18 protein-coding genes are annotated in these 17392 nt (G+C 47.7%); 11 read left to right on the top strand and 7 right to left on the bottom strand.

Annotated elements, in window-relative coordinates; translation table 11 throughout:
• The first annotated feature begins 29 nt into the window (after positions 1 to 29).
• From QUB30_RS09490 to QUB30_RS09475, 4 genes are all read left to right on the top strand, one after another.
• Positions 30 to 242: a helix-turn-helix transcriptional regulator gene (locus tag QUB30_RS09490; RefSeq protein ID WP_333332336.1), complete on the top strand. Its 213-nt coding sequence runs from the start codon at positions 30 to 32 to the stop codon at positions 240 to 242.
• An 86-nt stretch (positions 243 to 328) separates the two neighbouring features.
• Complete coding sequence (locus QUB30_RS09485; RefSeq protein WP_006631308.1) at positions 329 to 541, top strand: helix-turn-helix domain-containing protein; 213 nt, start codon at positions 329 to 331, stop codon at positions 539 to 541.
• Positions 542 to 696: 155 nt separating this feature from the next.
• Positions 697 to 891 (top strand): hypothetical protein, encoded by a 195-nt coding sequence (locus QUB30_RS09480; RefSeq protein ID WP_236506337.1) that lies wholly within the window; start codon positions 697 to 699, stop codon positions 889 to 891.
• A gap of 150 nt (positions 892 to 1041) precedes the next feature.
• Positions 1042 to 1236, top strand: a complete 195-nt coding sequence (locus tag QUB30_RS09475) for a hypothetical protein (RefSeq protein ID WP_333332333.1) — start codon at positions 1042 to 1044, stop codon at positions 1234 to 1236.
• Positions 1237 to 1344: 108 nt separating this feature from the next.
• Here QUB30_RS09475 and QUB30_RS09470 read toward each other — a convergent pair whose 3' ends face one another.
• On the bottom strand, positions 1345 to 1683 hold the full coding sequence (locus QUB30_RS09470; protein ID WP_333332330.1) for a hypothetical protein: 339 nt from the start codon (positions 1681 to 1683) through the stop codon (positions 1345 to 1347).
• A gap of 1 nt (position 1684) precedes the next feature.
• Positions 1685 to 2266 carry a group 1 truncated hemoglobin gene (locus QUB30_RS09465; RefSeq protein WP_333332327.1) on the bottom strand — a complete coding sequence of 194 codons (582 nt, stop codon included), beginning with the start codon at positions 2264 to 2266 and terminating at the stop codon, positions 1685 to 1687.
• Between the two features lie 305 nt (positions 2267 to 2571).
• Here QUB30_RS09465 and QUB30_RS09460 point away from each other — a divergent pair, with 305 nt between their 5' ends.
• Positions 2572 to 2766 carry a hypothetical protein gene (locus QUB30_RS09460; protein WP_333332324.1) on the top strand — a complete coding sequence of 65 codons (195 nt, stop codon included), beginning with the start codon at positions 2572 to 2574 and terminating at the stop codon, positions 2764 to 2766.
• Between the two features lie 59 nt (positions 2767 to 2825).
• On the opposite strand, the gene QUB30_RS09455 is transcribed toward QUB30_RS09460, so the two are convergent.
• Positions 2826 to 3581: a class I SAM-dependent methyltransferase gene (locus QUB30_RS09455; protein WP_333332320.1), complete on the bottom strand. Its 756-nt coding sequence runs from the start codon at positions 3579 to 3581 to the stop codon at positions 2826 to 2828.
• Positions 3582 to 3850: 269 nt separating this feature from the next.
• Here QUB30_RS09455 and QUB30_RS09450 point away from each other — a divergent pair, with 269 nt between their 5' ends.
• Positions 3851 to 4990, top strand: coding sequence for an IS4 family transposase (locus tag QUB30_RS09450; RefSeq protein WP_333332317.1), 1140 nt, complete (start codon positions 3851 to 3853; stop codon positions 4988 to 4990).
• Positions 4920 to 5249: an IS4 family transposase gene (locus QUB30_RS33790; protein ID WP_445300476.1), complete on the top strand. Its 330-nt coding sequence runs from the start codon at positions 4920 to 4922 to the stop codon at positions 5247 to 5249. The genes QUB30_RS09450 and QUB30_RS33790 overlap by 71 nt, the downstream gene beginning before the upstream one ends.
• Before the next feature lie 30 nt (positions 5250 to 5279).
• On the opposite strand, the gene QUB30_RS09445 is transcribed toward QUB30_RS33790, so the two are convergent.
• From QUB30_RS09445 to psaA, 3 genes are all read right to left on the bottom strand, one after another.
• Positions 5280 to 6311 carry a DMT family transporter gene (locus QUB30_RS09445; protein WP_333332314.1) on the bottom strand — a complete coding sequence of 344 codons (1032 nt, stop codon included), beginning with the start codon at positions 6309 to 6311 and terminating at the stop codon, positions 5280 to 5282.
• A 144-nt stretch (positions 6312 to 6455) separates the two neighbouring features.
• On the bottom strand, positions 6456 to 8684 hold the full coding sequence (gene psaB, locus QUB30_RS09440; protein ID WP_333064854.1) for a photosystem I core protein PsaB: 2229 nt from the start codon (positions 8682 to 8684) through the stop codon (positions 6456 to 6458).
• 110 nt (positions 8685 to 8794) lie between these two features.
• Positions 8795 to 11089: a photosystem I core protein PsaA gene (psaA, locus tag QUB30_RS09435; RefSeq protein WP_333332311.1), complete on the bottom strand. Its 2295-nt coding sequence runs from the start codon at positions 11087 to 11089 to the stop codon at positions 8795 to 8797.
• A gap of 642 nt (positions 11090 to 11731) precedes the next feature.
• Between psaA and QUB30_RS09430 the strand changes: the two genes are divergently transcribed.
• From QUB30_RS09430 to gntT, 4 genes are all read left to right on the top strand, one after another.
• Positions 11732 to 13369: a hypothetical protein gene (locus QUB30_RS09430; protein WP_333332308.1), complete on the top strand. Its 1638-nt coding sequence runs from the start codon at positions 11732 to 11734 to the stop codon at positions 13367 to 13369.
• 81 nt (positions 13370 to 13450) lie between these two features.
• A complete protein-coding gene (gene arsM / locus QUB30_RS09425) occupies positions 13451 to 14419 on the top strand; it encodes an arsenosugar biosynthesis arsenite methyltransferase ArsM (protein ID WP_333332305.1) in 969 nt (322 codons plus the stop codon).
• 70 nt (positions 14420 to 14489) lie between these two features.
• Positions 14490 to 14717 carry a hypothetical protein gene (locus QUB30_RS09420; RefSeq protein WP_333332302.1) on the top strand — a complete coding sequence of 76 codons (228 nt, stop codon included), beginning with the start codon at positions 14490 to 14492 and terminating at the stop codon, positions 14715 to 14717.
• Between the two features lie 282 nt (positions 14718 to 14999).
• Positions 15000 to 16361 (top strand): guanitoxin biosynthesis MATE family efflux transporter GntT, encoded by a 1362-nt coding sequence (gene gntT, locus QUB30_RS09415; protein ID WP_333332299.1) that lies wholly within the window; start codon positions 15000 to 15002, stop codon positions 16359 to 16361.
• Between the two features lie 37 nt (positions 16362 to 16398).
• Here gntT and QUB30_RS09410 read toward each other — a convergent pair whose 3' ends face one another.
• Positions 16399 to 17388 (bottom strand): D-alanine--D-alanine ligase, encoded by a 990-nt coding sequence (locus QUB30_RS09410; protein ID WP_333332295.1) that lies wholly within the window; start codon positions 17386 to 17388, stop codon positions 16399 to 16401.
• Positions 17389 to 17392: the final 4 nt, after the last annotated feature.

Below are 17392 nucleotides of genomic sequence, written 5' to 3'. Positions count from 1 at the left end.
CTAAGGTGTTATAGCACCCATTGTCAAGCATGGGTTTAGTAAGAATTAAAGTCAGAGAACTAGCTGCTGAGAAAGGTTGGACATTCAAGGAAGTTTCAGAACGTTCTGGGGTGGTGTACAACACTGTCAAGCATTATGCCCGCACTCCCGGGCTGACGACGGTTGATTTTACTTGTCTGCGGAAGTTAGCTCGGACTTTTGACGTGATGATTGAGGACTTAGTTGAGATCTTGGAGGAGTAGCAGATCGGCCTTTAGTTGTCTAGACCGGGGGCGATCGCTTGTTCAGATGCAATTATCTTAAAACGCAACTGCATTATTTGTCAAGCATGGGTTTAGTCAGAGTAAAAGTGCGAGAGTTAGCGGCCGAGAGGGGCTGGACATTCAAGGAGGTGGCTGAGCGATCGGGCGTGATCTATAGCACCATAACCAGCTATGCTCGTCGTTCAGAAATATCAATGGTTGACTTTACCGCCCTGTACAAGTTAGCGCGGGCATTTGATGTGATGATTGAGGACTTGGTGGAGATTATTGAGGAATAGGTCGATCGGCTTTTAGTTGTCTAGACCGGGGGCGAGCAATTTTTTGTATTTTTTACACTATAGCATGATTAACTTTGGTTTGTCAAACATTATCGTACTTAATCCGACCTGGGATGCTAATATCAAGGAAAGTTATTAATCGTTGATTATTCTTCGTGGCAAAAACTAATACGGCGATCGCGGTCAGTTCCGTGATTAAGGAAGTCATTCAAAAACAAGCCCAAGCGACCAGACTAACTCAGAAGGAAGTCGTGTACTTGGGAATGCTGGCAATTGATGCACTCGATAAGGAAAGCCGCCAAGAGTTGGCTGACAAGGTGCATCAGATGCAGGTGAATGGCGAGATTTGAGGGGATGAGGGCGATCGGCCTTTCCACATTTCTACTATAAACCTTGTGCTTCGTCTTGTCAAGACGCGCTTAAGCAGTTTGCATCGCAGCTAAAAGCTCAGCTTAAAGGTGCTAAGATTTAGTCGAAGTTGTTAATCTCCCGTTACCTTTGTGACTAGAGCCAGTACCGCCATCGGGGTGAGTCCCATCATCAAGGAAATTGTGCAGAAAAAGGCGCTAGCAACCCGACTAACGCTGAAGGAAATCATCTATGTCGGGATGCTGGCGATCGACGAGTTGGACGAAAAGCGCTTGCAAGAGTTGGCCGATCAGGTGCATCAAATGCAGGTTAATGGCGAGATTTGAGGGGATGAGGGCGATTTCCTACGGGATAGCTATGCTTCACGCACTTCGGGGGAAGTAAGGCAAGGGCGCTCCTATGGAATTCGTCTACTGAAACAAATTCTCATTTTTTTACCAATAAATTGGGGTCTTCTTCTCCTCAACAGGAGCGTTTTCCCATCTAGTATTTGTACCCGTTTCGGTGCTCTTAGCCCCACACAGTCTGCTCAAATCAACTATCGTGCTATCGGAGCGCTGATAAAAACAAAAAGGTCGATCGTTGGATTGAGCCTGGGGTGGAGCAAAAATAGCAGGCATGGAAAAGCGCTCAGAAGACTGCCTCGGCATTGGGGATACTGGAACTTTCATCTCGGTGGTTGGCTCTGACGGTTTTGCACGGGCTGCGTCGGCCGTTGCCATTCCTGACAGCAGCAGAAATGCAACCGAGAGGAGGAGATTCGAGCGTTTCATATTACTTTTCGACAATCTTGCTTCTGAGACTCTCAACAAATGCCAGCACTTCGAATTTCTCTGATTGATTGACCCTATTTTTATCGAGAGCTTGGGATACACCATTAGCAAAAGCGTTAAATTCACTGTTCGTGAGACCTCCACCTATTCCACTATGGGAAAGCTTCATAGTCCGCCCTGTATAAACACAAGGCCCCCCTGCCGCTTGGCAGAATTGATCCACTAACAACTGACGCAGCCTCTGTTTTGAGTTTGTGCTCAAGCCAATAAAGTATTTACCAATTACTGGGTCAGCGAATATGAAAGTTGCTGAATCATCAATGACTGTGGCGATCGCGTTGTAGCCTCCCAGCCTATTGTAGAGAGAATTTCCTCCGGGAACTTGTGCAATCAGATCGGTAGTTACTTTTCCTGCTGATTCTTGTGCTGACATCGCCGACTGAGAACGAGCGAAACTAGGACTTAATCTGAAAGTAGTCACTACTATGACTGTGATACAAATTAATGTCAACAACGTTGCCAAAGATTTACTGAGTTTCATTGAAAAATCTCCAATTGTGATGGTAAATTGAATCGTCAGCACTCGGTCATTTACAGAGACATAGGGTTAAGAAGCCGGCAGCCGATGTCTGAGCCAAACTCAACTTCGTCTCTAGCTCGGTGCGATGATGGAGAGCGATCACTCTCCACATCAATTGATAACTTTACCATCAACTCATCTTACGGTAGAGTTTGTAATATTTCTTAGATAAGTCAGCATTTTTTGATAGATTAACTTCACATTGTGTTGCGTCTTGTCAAAACGCGGTTAAACAAGTTGAATCGCAGCTAAAAACTCAGGTTAAAAGTCCTAAGATTTAATCGAAGTTGTTAATCTCCGGTTAGTTTGTGAGGAGAGCCCGTACCGCCATTGGAGTCAGCCCCATCATCAAGGAAATTGTGCAGAAAAAGGCGCTAGCAACCCGACTAAGAGTTAAGGAAATTATCTATGTAGGGATGCTGGCGATTTACAAGCTAGACGAAAATCCCTGGCAAGAATTGGCCGATCGGGTGCATCAGATGCAGGTGAATGGGGAGATTTGAGGGGGTAAGGGCGATCGCCAGAGTGGTAGAGTGAAAAGGCCGATCGACCCTCAAGTCACTTATGCGATCGAGTTGCCCTCTAAAATGGGTTTACGTGCAACGAATCCTGCATGAGCTTTTGGCAAGTTGTACTCACCGTAACTACCTATGATTTGAACTTGAAAACCTACGCGATCGAGTGCTTCAGCAATATCTTTTGCCTTGTACAACCGCAAACAGTGTATTTCCTCATCTCGCCTGTAGGTTTCCCCTACTTTACGAAGAGTAATGATGCGGCAAATTAAAGTTTCATTCTCTTGATTTTCTTCCTTCTCAACCAGAACTATCCAATCTTTTCCTTCCGTGAATCCTTTGGTTGTGTTTCCAGCTACAATCTGTCCGGGTTCTGCAATGTCAAAAATGAAAACACCGCCCTCGGTTAAGGCGTGATAAATGCGACGGAAAAATTGCACCAGGTTTTGGCGATCGTTGTCTGCATCAAACAGATAATTCAAACATTCGCCGATCGAAGTGACAGCATTACAGGGTGGGATATCAGTTTTAAACAGCGACTCAACTCGAAACTCGCCATCTGGCACTCGGTTTCGGGCAATGGCAATCAAAGACTCAGAAATATCAACTCCCAGAACCCGATAACCAGCCTTTGTGAATTCTAGTGCGGATAATCCGCTGCCACAACCCAAGTCCACGACTAAACCTTGTTGTAGGTTGTTGTGGGCCAAGATATTCAATATAGCAGGGGCAGATTTGAGAGCATAATCGCTATGCCCAACATCATGAATATATGCGAGGTCTTCCTTATACCACTGTGTCATGACTTCCTTCCAGCAGACTACCTCACAAATGTAGTGGCGATCGCACTTTTATTTCTGCTTGACAGACTCAGCCAACGGCTTCGCATTCTCCCGCCGATGAACATTAATCGGACTGTTGCGAATATCAACTTCTAGGGTTACTTATTGTAACTAAGAATCTGTAGTATATTCCCATCCCTTTTAAGTTTTGACTCGATCGCCCCTCGCCTTTAGGCCTTGTCATTACCAACATATTTTAAAGTGGAACTGAGGTGTATTAGAGTCAGAGTATGAAATTGAGTAATTTCACAGACCTCAAGACTTGGGCTGTTGAACAGTGGGGAGATGCCGAGTTAGGGGATAGTCGTCGTACAGACAGAGCGATAGTCGTAGGAGCAGCACTCGGAGCGAACCCAGCAGCAAGTCTACCCAATATCATGGAAGGCTGGAATGAAGTCAGAGCAGCCTACAGATTGTTTGCAGAAGCAGAAGTTACTCACAGTGAGTTGATTAAACCACATACGACCGCAACTAAAGCAAGAGCCAAAAACAGCTCGCAGAAGGTTGTCCTATTTATCCAGGACACATCAGAACTAGATTACACAAAAGCACGAAACATAGAAGGGTTAGGACATATCGGCGACGGTAGAGGGCGAGGGATAATGCTGCATAATTGCTTGGCAGTAGTACCAGTGCCGGGAAACCCGGAGATACTGGGACTGGCAGGACAAATACCTTGGGTACGCAGTCACCAGAGCCCAAATCTCGAAATTGAGAACATTTCACAGGAATTACTCAGAACCGAAAGTGAAGGTGAAATTTGGTCGGAGATGGTCGAATCAATCGGCGAAGCACCAGCCGTTAATTCAATGTGGGTAAGTGTTGGGGACCGAGGCAGCGATATCTTTTCATATATCCGACGTACTACGGCATTGCATTGGTACTGTTTATTGCGGGTCACTCAAAATCGTGTAATTACCAAACCAGACGCAACAAAAGGACATCTTAAAGCATTTTCTCGTAGCTTGAAACCAATGGCACTCAAAACGATTGTGCTACGTGGTCGCAATGGCGAACCCAAGCGTGATGTGGATTTACAGGTTGCTTGGTCACCGTTAATAATTCAACCGCCAGCGACGGGTAATGAAAGAAAACAGCAGCCAATTAATGGTTGGTGTATACGTGCTTGGTCAGTAGATGGTGATTTGGAATGGATTCTGTTTACAACAGTACCTGTAACAGATGCCAACTCTGCCTTAATCCAACTCGACTGGTACGCTTGTCGCTGGTTGATTGAAGAATATCATAAGTGCCTGAAAACTGGTTGTGCGATCGAAAAACGTCAATTAAATTCTGCCAATGCCAAGCGTCACATTACTTGGGTTTTTTGCGGTCGTCGCCGTGCGATTATTACAGCTACGCCAAATTAGTCGCAGTCATCCCCAATTGCCGGCTCAACACTTTGTACCCCCGATCATGCTAAATATTTTAGTCGCTCGCCTTGGTTTGTTGTCAAAAAATTTAAGTCTTGGTGAGTTTTGGAAATATGTTGCCCGTTTGGGAGGTTTTCTGGGACGTAAAAATGATGGGCTTCCTGGTTGTCAAACCCTATGGCGAGGATTTAGTCGATTGATGGATATGTGCTGGGCTGCTGATTTTACAACCCAGTCGTTTGAAAAATGTTGGTAATGACAAGTAACTAAGGCTGGGTATTAACCATTAAATCCCTTTGAATCCCACTTCCAGATCCATCTCTTTTGCCGGACTTACAGGAGATTGAGGCGCGGATTGGGTTTGCTTGCGAAAAACGCCAATTTGATTGAGAACGATCCCGATTAAAATGATGCTGCCGCCGATGTATTGAGCTGTTGTTGGCGTTTCGGATAAAATCAAATAGGCGGCTAAAATCCCCGCGATGGGACTAAACGAACTGGCGAGGGATACATCTGCAGCGCCCGTCGTTTTTAGTCCGGTAAACCAAGACAGTTGTCCGCCAACAACAATAATCGCACCATAGACGAGCATCCACTGCCAGAGGAAGGGCGCAAAAACATCGATAAAGTGGGTGGGAGTATATAAGATTAAAACGGCAATAAAGAAAACAACTGTTCCCAGTGTGGTTCTGATAATAGAGAACAATCCTAACGGAATTTGTTTGAGTGTGACTTTACTAATAATTGTCGAAATAGCTAACGCGATCGCCCCTGCTGCTGCCATGAATTCGCCTCTGCCGATCGTCAATCCGCCCATCTCCATCATATCCGTAGTCGGGGTTTGCAATACAATAGTCAGTGCAACACCCACAAACGAAACCATCGCCCCGGCAATCACCCAAACATTGACGCGATCGCCCAAAATTAGAATGGACAGCGCTAAAATCAGAGGCGGCTCGATGCGTCCAATCAGTACCACATTATTGACAGCGGTTAAATCCAACGCCATAAAAGTTAAGGCTGGAGCCAATGCCCCAGATAGCAAAGAAATTCCGATCAACCCCCACCATGTTTTACTGGGAATCGATCGGAAATTTTGCAGCGTACATTGCTGGCGATAAACCACGAATAAAACTGCTAACGCGCAGAGATTCCCTACAAATAAAACATTACAAAGTGAAATCAAATTTCTGCCGTCGATCGGGTTCTGCGCTCCTAAATCGGTCAATTTGCGAATGACAGAGTTAGAGGCAGCAAAAATTATGATTGCTAGTAATAAATAGGTTCGTCCAGGGATGCGGTTGAATAATTCAGACACGATAATAGGAACATGAATATTTGATGCGTTCTCTTCTTTATAGCACTGTTTCCTATGCGGTAATTCCTTACAGAAATATACAAAAAAATCCCCCGCCAGAAGGCAGGGGATTTTAGTTAATTACCTAGAAACCAGAGTTCAGAGTTACCCGAATTTCCCGGCTGTCGAGGCAATTACAAAGGCCGCGTAAGTGAGGACGTTGCCCACAGTAAAGTGAACTAAGCCAACCAAACGACCTTGGACGATGGACAAAGCAACAGGCTTGTCTTTCCAGCGAACCAAGTTAGCCAAAGGAGTGCGCTCGTGAGCCCAAACCAAAGTCTCGATCAACTCTTGCCAGTAACCTCTCCAAGAGATCAGGAACATGAAACCAGTTGCCCAAACAAGGTGTCCGAATAAGAACATCCAAGCCCAGACTGACAAGTTGTTAGTACCATACGGGTTGTAACCGTTGATCAACTGAGAAGAATACAGCCAGAGGTAATCGCGGAACCAGCCCATCAGGTAGGTAGAAGACTCATTGAACTGAGCCACGTTACCTTGCCAGATGCCCAGGTGCTTCCAGTGCCAGTAGAACGTTACCCAAGCTAGGGTGTTCAACATCCAGAATACAGACAGGTACATCGCGTCCCAAGCAGAGATGTCGCAAGTACCGCCACGGCCGGGGCCGTCGCAAGGGAAAGCATAACCGAAGTCTTTTTTGTCCGGCATCAGCTTAGAACCGCGTGCATCCAGAGCGCCCTTGACCAAGATCAAGGTGGTGGTGTGCAAGCCTAGTGCGATCGCGTGGTGAACCAAGAAATCGCCAGGTCCGATCGCCAAGAACAGAGAATTAGTACCGCTGTTAATCGCATCCAACCAGCCTGGGAGCCATACGTTGCCGTAGTTCGGCCAAGCGGTAGAAGCAATGCTGTCAGGGTTAGACAACAGCACGTCCATGCCGTAGAGAGCCTTCCCGTGAGCAGCTTGGATGAACTGTGCGAACACTGGTTCAATCAAGATTTGCTTTTCAGGAGTTCCGAAAGCGACTACAACGTCATTGTGAACGTACAAGCCGAGAGTGTGGAAGCCCAAGAACAGCGACACCCAGCTCAAGTGAGAGATAATCGCTTCTTTGTGCTGCAACACGCGATCGAGCACGTTGCCTTTGTTTGCTTCAGGATCGTAGTCCCGCACCAAGAAGATAGCTCCGTGGGCGAAAGCGCCGACCATGATGAATCCAGCAATGTACTGGTGGTGGGTGTAAAGCGCAGCCTGAGTCGTGAAGTCCTTACCTATAAAAGCGTAGGGGGGCATCGCGTACATATGCTGTGCTACCAGGGAGGTAATTACGCCCAAAGCAGCGAGGTGAAATGCCAGTTGGAAGTGCAGCGAGTTGTTGTAGGTTTCATACAAGCCTTGGTGAGGCAAGTTGAACTGCCCTTCACTCTTGCCGCCGACCAAACCAGCCTTAGAATCCAACATCTCTTTGATGCTGTGACCGATACCGAAGTTAGTCCGGTACATATGACCGGCAACGATAAACAGAACTGCGATCGCCAAGTGGTGGTGAGCGATGTCTGTCAGCCACAGGGATTCTGTTTGAGGGTGGAAGCCACCCAAGAAAGTCAGAATTGCGGTTCCAGCGCCTTCGGAAGTACCGAAGACATGGTTCGCTGCATCTGGATTCTCGGCGTATACGCCCCAGTTACCAGTGAAGAACGGAGCCAAACCGGCCGGGTGAGGCGGGGTAGACAGGAAGTTGTCCCAACCTACGTGCTGTCCGCGAGATTCGGGGATAGCAACGTGAACCATGTGACCAGTCCAAGCCAAAGAGCTGACACCGAACAAACCAGCCAAGTGGTGGTTGAGGCGAGATTCAGCATTTTTGAACCAAGACAAGCTGGGGCGGTACTTGGGCTGGAGGTGCAACCAACCTGCGAACAGGAAGACAGCCGCCAGTAGTAGCAAGAAGATAGCTCCTTGATACAGGTCGGCGTTTGTCCGAATCCCTTGGGTGAACCACCAATGGTAGACACCAGAGTAAGAGATATCCACCGGGTTAGAAGCGCCCCCTTGAGTGAAAGCTTCTACAGCAGGAGCGCCGAATTGCGGGTCCCAAATCGCGTGAGCGATCGGGCGGACGTTTAGAGGGTCTTTAATCCACTGTTCAAAGTTACCTTGCCATGCTACGTGGAACAGGCTGCCCGAAGTCCACAAGAAAATGATTGCTAGGTGGCCGAAGTGAGAAGCAAAAATCTTTTGGTAAAGATTTTCTTCGGTCATGCCATCGTGGCTTTCAAAGTCGTGCGCTGTGGCAATCCCGTACCAGATCCGCCGTGTGGTCGGGTCTTGGGCAAGGTCTTGGCTAAATTTTGGAAATTTCGTTGCCATAAGCCTTGATTAATCCTGAATCCTGAACAAAGTTGAAGGGATTCGGTTCCGAGTTTGGATTCTCGATTTGAGATTCCTCCCAAATCGAGAATCCAAAACCTAGGGGTAGTTTACCCTACCGAAATGATTCGCGCTAGGAAAAATGCCCACGTAGTGACAATTCCTCCTAGGAGGTAGTGAGCTACACCCACAGCCCGACCCTGAATAATGCTCAGAGCGCGAGGCTGAATCGACGGAGCTACCTTGAGCTTGTTGTGAGCCCAAACAATTGACTCAATCAGTTCTTGCCAGTAGCCGCGACCGCTGAACAGGAACATCAAGCTGAAGGCGAAGACGAAGTGTCCAGCTAGGAACATCAGACCGTAGGCCGACAGTGCCGAACCGTAGGACTGAATTACCTGAGAAGCTTGGGCCCACAGGAAGTCCCGCAGCCAGCCGTTAATCGTGAGGGCACTTTGTGCGAAATTGCCCCCGGTGATGTGAGAAATTGTGCCGTCTGACGATACTGTTCCCCACACGTCCGACTGCATTTTCCAGCTAAAGTGGAAAATCACGATCGAGATGCAGTTGTACATCCAGAACAGGCCGAGGAACACGTGATCCCAACCAGAAACTTGGCAGGTGCCGCCACGGCCGGGGCCGTCGCAAGGGAACCGGAAGCCCAAGTTAGCTTTGTCGGGAATCAAGCGAGAACTGCGTGCGAACAACACGCCCTTCAAGAGAATCAGGACTGTAACGTGAATGGTGAAAGCGTGGATGTGGTGGATCATGAAATCCGCCGTACCCAACTCGATCGGCATCATCGCTACTTTGCCCGCGACTACTACTGCACCGCCGCCAAAAGCATGGCTGACGATTTCCGTTGCATTAGGCGCTGTTGTGCCCGGAGCCAAGGCGTGGATGTTTTGCACCCACTGGGCAAATATCGGACGCAACTGAATCCCGGTATCGGAGAACAAATCTTGAGGACGACCGAAAGCCCGCATCGTGTCGTTGTGAACGTACAGACCGAAGCTGTGGAAGCCCAAGAATATACAAACCCAGTTCAGGTGGGAAATGATCGCATCCCGATGCCGGATCACGCGATCCAACAAGTTGTTGACATTTCCAGCGGGTTCGTAATCCCGAACCATGAAGATTGCTCCGTGAGCGGCTGCTCCAACAATCAGGAATCCGCCGATCCACATGTGGTGGGTGAACAGGGATAGCTGAGTCGGGTAGTCCGTCGCGATGTACGGATACGGAGGCATCGCATACATATGGTGGGCGACGATGATGCTCAGAGAGCCCATCAGTGCCAAGTTAATCGACAGTTGCGCGTGCCAAGAATTAGTCAGGATTTCGTAGAGACCTTTGTGACCTTCACCAGTGAAGGGGCCTTTGTGGTTCTCTAGGATTTCTTTCATGCTGTGGCCGATGCCCCAGTTCGTCCGGTACATATGACCAGCGACGATGAACAGCACTGCCAAAGCTAAGTGGTGGTGTGTTGTATCAGTCAGCCACAAACCGCCTGTTGTGGGGTTCAGACCGCCTTTGAAGGTCAGGAAGTCTGTATATGCGCCCCAGTTGAGGGTGAAGAAGGGGGTTAAACCTTTAGCGAAACTCGGGTAGATGTCAGCCATCAAGCCCGGTGTCAAAATCCACTCGTGCGGCAGGGGGATGTCAGCAACTGTTTTGATCAGCTTGCCGCCGACTCTCAGCGGTGAGCCTGCATCGATCGCGTCCATGCAAGCGTTGATCGGCAGCGAAACGTGAATTTGCTGTCCCGCGTAGCCCAAGCAGCCGCAGCCCAACAACACAGCCAAGTGGTGGTTCATCATCGATTCCACGTTCTGGAACCATTCCAGTTTCGGAGCGCGGACGTGATAGTGGAACCAACCGGCAAATAGCATCAGGGCTGCCATTACCAGGGCGCCGATCGCAGTGCAATATAGCTGGTATGAGTTAGTGATGCCGTTGGCGCGCCACCACTGGAATAGACCAGAGGTGATCTGAATTCCGTGAAAGCCGCCGCCTACATCTGCATTTAAAATTTCTTGACCAAAAATCGGCCAGACCACTTGAGCGCTGGGCTTGATGGCTGTAGGATTAGTCAGCCAAGCTTCGTAATTGGAAAATTTAGCGCCGTGGAAATATGCGCCACTGATCCACACGAAGATTACTGCCAAGTGGCCGAAGTGAGCGCTAAAGATTTTGCGCGAAACGTCTTCTAAGTCACTTGTATGACTGTCAAAGTCGTGAGCGTTAGCGTGGAGGTTCCAAATCCAAGTGGTGGTTTTTGGCCCCTTAGCTAGAGTGCGATCGAAATGACCTGGTTTTGACCACTTCTCGAAGGAGGTTGGAACCGGATTCTTATCGACTACTACCCTAGCTTTTACCTCTCGCTCTGGAGGACTAATGGTCATGAAGACTCTCCTCTCGGTAAGACAAGGAACGAGAACTGAATAATGTACCTGACACTCCCCGCGCTTGATTAGGCGGGGGATTCTCGGGAAAGCCGACACTGCTTGCACTTGACTCTTTGCAGAGCTAGACGCAGGTGCATCGTCTCCCCAAGCATTTTGCTTCTGTGAAGAAGCCAGTTTCCCAGTGTCGCTAACAATGTGCCTGGGTACTGCCAACTCTTATCGCCAGATGAGCTGCCGATCGCGTTCCTGATTTAGGTTTGATGCGGCTGCTCCTTTTGAGGGAGTTTTATGAATTATAAGCTTGCTAGAGAAGTATTAATCGCTTGTTAACAATACTTAAAAAAGGCTCAATTATTGATGTAATAACGCCTTTAAATTCCACAGTCCCTCGAAAAAGTCAAGGGGTAGTGCCATTAACTTTACAAAACTCAAAGATAAAGTAATTTAGGAATACTCATTTGTAGATATATGTTTTGGAAAACGGCTGCGGGAATTAATAGTCGGAGAAGATGGGTTGCCCGCTGCTGCCTCAATCCTGCCTCCTAGGAGCCTTTGGAATTCATGAGCTGCAATTCCCCAATACTAAATTCATTTTTGGGCTATAGTTCCCTATGAGAAGGCTTCTAGGAGTATGGTTGCGTGATTGGGATTAATTGGCACAGAACGGTTGCGGGCAAGCTACTGGCATGGTTCGCAGCAGCAGTATTAATTTTGGGTTTAGCAAGTTGTGGCGCGGGCCACCCCGAATTGCCCAAATCAGGGAACAAGAGTGGCTCAGGTACCGCCCAGGTAAACAAAATCTCAGAGGTTTCTCCCCCAGAAGCCATTCAACAACTGCGTCAGGCTCTAAAAATCTACCAGCCTCAAATTAGTATTTTGAATCCAAAACCTGACGAAGTGCTTCAGGATATAAATGTCTCTGTTCAGTTTCAAGTTAAGAACTTACCCATTTTCAAAGATGCAAACTTGGGCTTGGGCCCCCATCTACAAGTTTTATTAGACAACCAACCTTATGCAGCAGTTTACGACATCAACCAACCTCTAACGCTGTCGGATGTAGAACCCGGAACCCATACCCTGCAAGTGTTTGCCGCTCGCCCTTGGGAAGAAAGCTTTAAAAACGAAGGTGCCGCTGCCCAAACCACCTTTCACATTTTTACCAAAACAGACGACAATAATCCCGATCGAAAATTGCCCCTATTAACGTACAACAGCCCCCAAGGCAGCTACGGCGCAGAACCCATCCTGCTCGACTTTTACTTGACAAATGCCCCCCAGCACCAAGTGGCGCAAGAAAATTCCCAAGATGAAATACTCGATTGGAAAATTCGAGCCACAGTCAACGGCGAAAGCTTTGCGATCGACCAGTGGCAACCTATATATCTTAAAGGATTCAAACCAGGGAAAAACTGGGTACAGCTAGAATTAATTGACGAACGGGGAAATATCGTCAAAAACGCCTTTAATAATACAGTCAGACTGATAAATTACGAACCGCTCGGTCAAGACACTCTTTCAAAATTACTGCGAGGCGAACTAACAGTAGCAGAAACTCGCGGTATAGTCGATCGTGCCTACCAAGCCCCCGAACCCACACCCACCCCAACCCCGGAACCGGAACCGAAACCGACACCTGCATTAGAAAAAACACCAGTTGTCCAACCCTCACCGGCAGTTCCAGAAACCCCAGTTACCCAACCGAGCTTAGAGCCAGCAGTCGCTCCGGCAGTTGCTCCGGTTCAAGTAATAGAACCGACACCGACAGCAACCCCCCAACTCGAAGCGCCAAAAATTGTAGAACCAGTTCAAGTCATAGAACCAACGCCGACAGCAACCCCCCAACTCGAAGCGCCAAAAATTGTAGAACCAGTTCAAGTCATAGAACCCAAACCGACAGCAACTCCACAGTTAGAAACCCCGAAAACTGTGGCTCCCGTTCAAATAATACAACCGACACCAACACCATCTCCAGAAGCAAAAAAACAGGAATACAAAGGATACTACAATCGGTTCCGGAACTTTTTGCGTCAAGTTTCCGAACCTGCTACTCCTTCAGAGCCACCAACCCTGCCAGAAATAACAGAAAAAGCTCCAGTACCAAAAGTAATCGCTCCTGCGATACCAGAACCGTCTCCCAATCTTGTACCGCCAGTGCCACCAGTTGCCGCTGAAACTCCTAGCCAGCCAACCAGTGGCGAATTATCCACTCCCAAAACAACAGTTTCCGAACCCGAAAATCCCCCCAAATCAGAACAAAAAGTCGAATTTGCCACCTAACAAAAACTTTCTGGGCTTCGTCATGGGCGTCCCGCCCGTGCTCCATCTGCGGTCAAAAATCAAAACTCAGGACAATCGAAAATGACCTATCTCGAAACAGCAGCCAAATTCTACAGCGATGTTGCCGAAACCCCCCAAATCGGACTTTGCTGCGTCCAAAGCAGTCCCTTGCAATTGCCAGGATTAAAAATTCCCGAACAAATGCAAGAAATGAATTACGGCTGCGGCACAACCGTTCACGCCGCCGAACTTGTGGGCAATCCATTCGTACTTTATGTAGGCGTCGGCGGCGGCCTAGAAGCACTACAATTTGCATATTTTTCAAGACACAAAGGAGCGGTTATTGCCGTCGATCCCGTTCCAGCAATGCGAGACGCGGCTGCACGAAACTTGCAAATTGCCGCCCAAGAAAATGATTGGTTTGATGCGAGTTTTGTGGAAATTTGTGAAGGCGATGCTTTTGCGTTGCCAGTGCCGGATGCTTCTGTAGATGTTGTCGCACAAAATTGCTTGTTTAATATCTTTGAACCAGCAGATTTAGCTAAAGCATTAAAAGAGACTTATCGGGTATTAAAACCAGGCGGCAGGTTGTTGATGAGCGATCCGATCGCAACTCGGCCAATTCCCCAACATTTGAAAGAAGACCAACGCTTGCGAGCCTTGTGTTTGTCGGGTGCTCTGACCTACGCCGAATACGTTCAACACCTTGTAGACGTAGGTTTTGGGCAAGTGGAAGTTCGGGCGCGCCGTCCTTACCGACTGCTGGACAAACACAATTATCAATTGGATGCGGATTTGCTGTTAGAAAGCCTGGATTCGGTGTCTTTTAAAGTGGATGTACCGGATGACGGAGCTTGCATTTTCACTGGCAAGACGGCGATTTATACGGGGAAGGAAGAGCTGTTTGATGACGGGGCGGGTCACGTTTTGCAGCGGGGAGTTCCGGCAGCGGTATGCGATAAAACTGCTGGGAAATTGGGGGGATCGATGCCCGATAAGGTGTTAATTACTGATTCGACTTGGCATTATAACGGCGGCGGTTGCTGTTAGGAAAAAAAAGCTGGTTTCAACTGCTATTCTCCATCCAACTGAGCAAATAGTTGCAAGATGGGGTAATTGTATGGTAACTCCCGTGATGGAAACCGCAGGCAGGGCGATCGCCAAATCATTAATTTTGACAATCACAATCAGAACTCTAGCACCGCCACTTTCCTCTATCTTTTACACCACCCGGTGCTGTCAGCATATCTCTGCCATTACAACGCTGGCTTGGGCTTTTGCAACCATCCCTCACACTCACAGCTTACGGCTAGCAACCTACTTATTTTTAAGGGCTGTGAGAGCTTGACTTCGTTCCGATTACAGATTGGTTGAACATGACAGCCTAATGCTTTCCACGCCAGTTTACGGGCAGTGCTTGCGCCTCACGAGCCAAGTGTAATCAGTTATCACTGACTCATCGGAGTCACGCTAACCGTCCCTGGATAGGAGTACCTATCAATTGAGGCTAGACGAATTGCAAACCATTATCCCCTTGTCCCCTTTTCCCACATAGAGGACTAAATCATGTAAAGTAATGTAAACAGCCGACGCTCTTTGGTGAAGATTTTGGTAGGTAGCGGATTTATCTATGAACCTGATGCTCGATAGCCAGTATGACTTTGTACCCCGCTACTTCCGACTAGCAATCGCCAACGTCCTCTCCAATATCATGGTGCCACTGGCAAATTTAGTCAGTGTCATCTTCTTGGGTCATCTTGAAGAAATACACCACTTAGCTGGAGTCGCCCTAGCTGGAAACCTGCTTAACTTTCTCTACGAGATTTTTATCTTTTTACGGATGGGTACCACTGGGGTAACGGCTCAAGCTGTAGGACGAAATGACCGAGAAGGCGTGCTGTTGGTGGGACTGCGTAATGGTTTAATTGCTCTGGTACTTGGTATCGCGATCGTACTATTGCAGTACCCTTTGGGACAACTGGGGTTTGCCTTCCTAGATGTCGCACCAGAAGTTAAAGCTTCAGGTCTAGCCTATTTCAACACCCAAATTTGGGGAGCGCCCGCCATTTTGCTAAATTTTGTCTTAATTGGTTGGTTTTTAGGACAGGAAAAAAATGGCTTAGTTGTGGTGGTGTCTGTCGTTGGCAATGCTAGCAAAATCGCACTCGACTACCTCTTGATTATGCGGTGGGGTTGGGAAAGTACCGGGGCTGGAGTGTCCTATGCTATAAGCCAATATCTGTGCCTATTAGTGGGATTGATTTTTTTGTACCAAGAAATCCAGTGGCAAGAGGTACGAGCCGTCGCTGAAAAAATTTGGCATCCCTCAGCGATAAGAGCTACCTTGACTCTTAATGGAAACATCTTTGTCAGCAATTTAATTTTTATCTTTACCTCCTTAACGTTTAACTATCAGGGGGCACAGATGGGGACGATTATCTACGCTCAAAATGCCTTGCTCTTACAGATATGCAATTTCAGTATCTATTTTGTTGAAGGATTGGGATTCGGCACGGAAACTCTGGTGGGAAACTTTAAAGGTAAAGGATCTTCACAACAGTTAGTACCTCTGGCTGGTGTTTCTCTAGGAACGGCTCTGCTGGTGGGACTTTCTTTCGGCGGAGCGTGTTGGCTATTTCCCGATACTGTTTTTGGGTTGTTAACCAACCACACCGAAGTCACCGAAAACATTAATATTTTTGTTCCCTGGTTGCTACTCGTCCTGGTATGCAGTTCAATAAACTTCATGCTGGATGGTTACTTCTTGGGGTTGGCACAAGGGCATACCCTCCGTAATGTTAGCTTAGTTGCTCTTGTGGTGGGCTTTTTACCTGCGGATTTTGCTGCCATTAAGTTTGAGAGTAATCATATCTTGTGGCTGGCTATGTTTTTGTTCGATGCTATCAGAATGGTGACGCTTGGGGTACAGTTGCCTAAGACATTTGCTCGTGATGTTGAGGATGGTGGTGTCTCTGTAAAAGCGTTATTCTAACCAAGTATTTTCTTCAATATTCCTATTTGCCATCGCTTTATCCTTTATACCTTTGCCATGCTGATTCAACAATTTCACCAATTAGTTGTGCATATTCTATTCCAGCCATACGCGCCATAATAATCAGATCCGATCGAACTGGGTGCAGTCCCGATAAAGGATTCACTTCCAAAAACTGCAATTCACCACTCGCATCGCAGCGCAACTCGATTCGAGTGGCATCCCGACAACCCAAAACGCGGTAAACCTCCAGCGCCAACTGTGTCGCCTCGACTGCCAGGAGGTCGAGATCTGTTAGCAAACAATAGGATACCCTTTCGAGATACTCGCCTTTGTTAAGGGCTGTGTAGGCAGCGGTTTCTGCTTTTTCGGTAAAAATTATTTCCATCACGCCGATTACTCTAGCTTGATTACCGTTACCGACAATACCCACCGCGATTTCCCTACCGGGAAGAAAAGTTTCTACCAGAACGGGTTGCTGGAATTCTTCCTGTAGCGCTTGATACACTGAAACTAAATCTTGGCGTTCTTTAACTAGGGATTTTCCTGTTATCCCTTTAGAACTTCCTTCTGCGATTGGTTTTAGGAATAAAGGCATGGGAAGGGATACCGCCGCCGCCTCTGCTGGCGTACTCACCAATTCAAAGGGTGCTGTAGGCAAACCGAAATCCCTAACTACGCGCTTAGTCATCGCCTTATCAAGGGTAAGGGCGCAAGTAAGCGGATCGGAAAAGGTATATGGTTGAGCGAATAATTCGCAGACTGCTGGGACTTGTGCTTCGCGAGAGCGACCTTTGAGTCCTTCGGCGATGTTGAAAATCAAATCCCAGCGATCGCCATTTGCTAACCTAAGAGTAAGTTCTCTACCATTGCCGATTCGTTGAACTTTGTGACCCAAACCGCAGAGCGTATTTTCTAGCCCGATGATGGTTTCTTCATCCTCAAAATCCATGACATCGGTCGCGCTCAAACCGCTCTGAAGATAGTCTTCCTTGAGGTCATAACACAAACCAATAAAAAGCCCCATAACT

The organism is Microcoleus sp. BROC3, from assembly GCF_036702515.1.
In the GTDB taxonomy this organism is placed as follows: Bacteria; Cyanobacteriota; Cyanobacteriia; order Cyanobacteriales; family Microcoleaceae; genus Microcoleus.
The sequence above is the reverse complement of the archived record's forward strand: the minus strand, read 5'-3'. Positions and strand labels throughout refer to the sequence as shown.

Coding starts and splice junctions, on each gene's coding strand:
- QUB30_RS09490 (WP_333332336.1), top strand. CDS start 30: ATGGGTTTAGTAAGAATTAAAGTCAGAGAACTAGCTGCTGAGAAAGGT.
- QUB30_RS09485 (WP_006631308.1), top strand. CDS start 329: ATGGGTTTAGTCAGAGTAAAAGTGCGAGAGTTAGCGGCCGAGAGGGGC.
- QUB30_RS09470 (WP_333332330.1), bottom strand. CDS start 1,683: ATGAAACGCTCGAATCTCCTCCTCTCGGTTGCATTTCTGCTGCTGTCA.
- QUB30_RS09455 (WP_333332320.1), bottom strand. CDS start 3,581: ATGACACAGTGGTATAAGGAAGACCTCGCATATATTCATGATGTTGGG.
- QUB30_RS09450 (WP_333332317.1), top strand. CDS start 3,851: ATGAAATTGAGTAATTTCACAGACCTCAAGACTTGGGCTGTTGAACAG.
- QUB30_RS33790 (WP_445300476.1), top strand. CDS start 4,920: ATGCCAAGCGTCACATTACTTGGGTTTTTTGCGGTCGTCGCCGTGCGA.
- psaB (WP_333064854.1), bottom strand. CDS start 8,684: ATGGCAACGAAATTTCCAAAATTTAGCCAAGACCTTGCCCAAGACCCG.
- psaA (WP_333332311.1), bottom strand. CDS start 11,089: ATGACCATTAGTCCTCCAGAGCGAGAGGTAAAAGCTAGGGTAGTAGTC.
- arsM (WP_333332305.1), top strand. CDS start 13,451: ATGACCTATCTCGAAACAGCAGCCAAATTCTACAGCGATGTTGCCGAA.
- QUB30_RS09420 (WP_333332302.1), top strand. CDS start 14,490: ATGGTAACTCCCGTGATGGAAACCGCAGGCAGGGCGATCGCCAAATCA.
- gntT (WP_333332299.1), top strand. CDS start 15,000: ATGAACCTGATGCTCGATAGCCAGTATGACTTTGTACCCCGCTACTTC.
- QUB30_RS09410 (WP_333332295.1), bottom strand. CDS start 17,388: ATGGGGCTTTTTATTGGTTTGTGTTATGACCTCAAGGAAGACTATCTT.